This is a genomic window from Sphaerisporangium corydalis (assembly GCF_025506355.1).
Lineage (GTDB): Bacteria > Actinomycetota > Actinomycetes > Streptosporangiales > Streptosporangiaceae > Sphaerisporangium > Sphaerisporangium corydalis.
On the sequence record NZ_JANZYP010000138.1, the window covers coordinates 1 to 3376 of the forward strand.

Below are 3376 nucleotides of genomic sequence, written 5' to 3' on the forward strand. Positions count from 1 at the left end.
CCCGGCGGCCGGCGGTCAGGCGGTCGGCGGCCCGGCGGCCGGCGGTCAGGCGGTCGGCGGCCCGGCGGCCGGCGGTCAGGCGGTCAGGCGGTCGGCGGTCAGGCGGTCAGGCGGTCGGCGGTCGGCGGTCGGCGGTCGGCGGTCGGCGGTCGGCGGTCGGCGGTCGGCGGTCGGCGGTCAGAGTTTGAAGGAGTCGCCGGCGAGGCGGCGGACGCGGTCCTCGTCGACGAGGTGGCCGAGGCCGGGCTGGGTCAGCGGCACCGCGACCACGCCCCCGGACGCGCCGACGGGCGGCGTCACGATCTGGGCGCTGCGCGGCGGCTCGGTCACATCGCTCGGCAGCGTGCAGCCGGGCAGGCTCGCGACGGCGACCGTGGCCGCACGGGCGAGACCGGTGCCCGCGCCGCCGGCCGCGGTGATCTCCCAGCCCGCCGTCATCGCGAGGTCGTGCGCGGTCCGTACGGCGCGGAGCGATCCGAACCGCGACGGGCGCAGCAGGAGGGCGCTTCCGGCGCGTGCCGCTATTGCTTCCTCCAGGGCCCGCACGGAATGCACCTCGATCGCGACCAGCGAGGAGACCCGCTCCCGCAGCTCGCCATGGAGATCGAGGTCGGCGGCCGAGTCCGGACCGCCAAAAGGCCGCTCGATGGCGGTCACGTCGTAGGCCGCCAGCGCCTCCAGCGCCGTGATGTCGGCCGGCGCGCCCGTGTAGGCCCCCCGCCCGTCCACGGCCAGCGTCAGGGCCGGGTACGCCTGGCGGACCGCGCGGACCGGCTCGACGTCCCAGCCGGGGTGGACGTCCAGAGTGACGTGCGCGTACCCGGCGCACACATGGCGGTTCACCCGGGCGATCATGGCCTCGAGGGACCGCTCCGCCGACAGGCGCACGGTCGCCATCACGGACGTGCGGCTGCCGCCCAGGGCGTGCGCCAGCGGGACCCCCCGCATGCGGGCCCACAGGTCCCAGCAGGCGAGGTCGACGGCGGTGCCACCGGGGATCGTGCCCAGCTCGTCGGGATGCTCCCAGTCGACGCCCAGGAGCGCGGGAGCGAGTGATTCCGCCAGCGTGGCCCAGGTCTTGGCGAGCGACTGATCGTCCTGCCCGTCGGCCCCATCACGAGCCACCGTCGCGGCCCCGTCACGAGCCACCATGGCGGCCCCCAGACCACCGGCCGACCGCGCCCCCTCGACCGTCCGGCCTGTCACCCCGTCCGCCGTCCGACCCGTCGCCCCCTCGACCGTCCGACCCGACATTCCCTCCACCGTCCGGCCCGACGTCCCCTCCACCGTCCGGCGCGACGTCTTCTCCACCGTCCGGCCCGTCGTCCCGTCCAGCTCCCGGCTTTCCCGGGCCGCGGACTGTCCTGTGGTCACCGCGCTTCCGGACGTTCCCGAGCGCGCCGAACGGCGCTCGGCGGGCTGGACGATCTCTCCCCAGCCGGTCATCCCGCCATAGTCCGTGAGCTTGACCAGGATGCTCTCCGGACGCCTGCCGTAGGGCAATGCGAGCCGGAAGACCTCTAGCTCACGGACACGTGGCATGGAACCCCCTCGTCGGACACCTGCCCTTCCATGGTGCCCGTTGTGCGCATGTGCTCCAAACCCGGCCGGTGAATGCCCACTTCTCCCCCCTCACTACGACCTCCTCCCGACCGTCCACCGAGCCCGCCCACCCATCGATACGACCTCCTCCCGGCCATCCACCAAGGCGCCCGCCCATCGAGCCGACCGCCAGATGGCACGCCCCCTCCCCCCCCGTCCCCCGTCCTCGTCCGGTACGCGGGTATCGCGACTGGGGGCGACGGCGGGGCGGCCGGGAGGCGTCAGCGTTGGACTCGGTGGGCCGAGAAGATCCCGAGGGCGGCGGGGAGGACGATCAGGCCGAAGCACACCAGGTACACCCAGCGGGCGGTGTCGAAACCGGCGAAGACCGCGCCGGTCGCCGCGATGATCACGACCGCGAAGACCGACTCGCCAATCTGCAGCGACGAGCTGTTCCTCCCCTCCTCACCCGGTTCGGACAGTTCGAGCGTCAGGACGGAGAGCGTCGGATAGACCAGGCCGATCCCGAACCCGGCGACCAGCCACGCCCCGAGCCCCGCCAGCACGGGTACCGCGTCGAAGACCAGCAGCCCGGTCCCGGCGATGCCGAGCGCGAGCATGGCGGTGCCCACGCGCAGAAGCAGTGTGCGGTCGTACTTCCCGCGCCCCTGGATCCACGACGCGAGCGACCAGCTCAGCGCCGACCCGGTGAGGAAGAGCCCGGCCAGGGTCGGGCTGAGCCCGCGCTCCCCGGTCAGCATCAGCGGGACGAACACGTCCGCCGCGAACGACGCCCCGGCGGCCAGCCCGCGCAGGAGAACGACGGTCGGGAACCCCCGGCCCGCCCGCATCGTCCCCGTGGGCAGCAGCCGAGGCAGCGCGAACACCAGGATGACCAGCCCGGCCGCCAGCAGGACGAGCCCGCGCCCGCCCAGCCCACTGCCGTACTGCAGGAGCGCGGCGCCCACGGCCACCACGCCTCCCCACGCCAGCCGCGCCCCGAACCCCCTCTGGGACGGAACCCCCTTCGCACCGCCCTCCGCAGGCGCAGAAGGGATCGCTTTCGCACCTCCCGCGGGCGGGACTGCCTTCGCACCTCCCGCGGACGGGGCCGCCTCCGCATCCCCCTCCACAGGCGCGGTGACGGACGGGCCGGACAGCCCGGCCAGTCCGCGCCAGAGCATCACGGCGGCGGGCGCCACGAAGATCGGGATGCCGAGGAAGATCCAGCGCCAGCCGATGTGCTCCACCACGGCGCCCGTGATCGCCGGGCCGACGATGGACGGAAGCACCCATGCCGCCGCCAGCAGCGAGAACACCTTCGGATGCATGATCGGCGGGTACACCTGTGCCACGACCACGTACAGGGCCACCGAGAACAGCCCACCGCCGATGCCCTGGACGAACCGGCCGATGATCAGCACGTGCATCGTGGGGGCGAGCCCCGCGATGAGCAGCCCCGCCGTGAACCCCGCCACCCCGGTCCACATCGGCCCGACCGGCCCGCGCGCGTCGCTCCATCGGCCCCCGGCGACGGTGGCCAGCACGCCGGCCGCCATCGACCCGCTGAAGGCGAGCCCGTACAGAGGGAGGCCGTCGAGCGCCCGGGCCACCACCGGCATGGCCGTCGCCACCGCCAGGTACTCGAACGCCAGGAGGAGGACGAGCGCGACCATGCCGATGCTCAACGCCCGGTACGGACGGCTGAGCACGCCGGGGGGCGCTTCGGGTGGAGATTCGATCACGAGTGAGGACACCTGCTCAAAGGTACGGACCCACCGTGACCACCGCATCGGCCCCCACCTCGGACTTTGGTCCTAGGCCACCCCACCCC

The 3376-nt window shown here is 74.0% G+C and carries 2 protein-coding genes; both read right to left on the minus strand.

The window, feature by feature from the left end:
- Positions 1–177 precede the first annotated feature (177 nt).
- Positions 178–1542, minus strand: coding sequence for an enolase C-terminal domain-like protein (locus NYZ98_RS41135; protein ID WP_262850972.1), 1365 nt, complete (start codon positions 1540–1542; stop codon positions 178–180).
- Between the two features lie 281 nt (positions 1543–1823).
- Complete coding sequence (locus NYZ98_RS41140; RefSeq protein WP_262850974.1) at positions 1824–3287, minus strand: MFS transporter; 1464 nt, start codon at positions 3285–3287, stop codon at positions 1824–1826.
- Positions 3288–3376 lie beyond the last annotated feature (89 nt).

Coding starts and splice junctions, on each gene's coding strand:
- NYZ98_RS41135 (WP_262850972.1), bottom strand. CDS start 1,542: ATGCCACGTGTCCGTGAGCTAGAGGTCTTCCGGCTCGCATTGCCCTAC.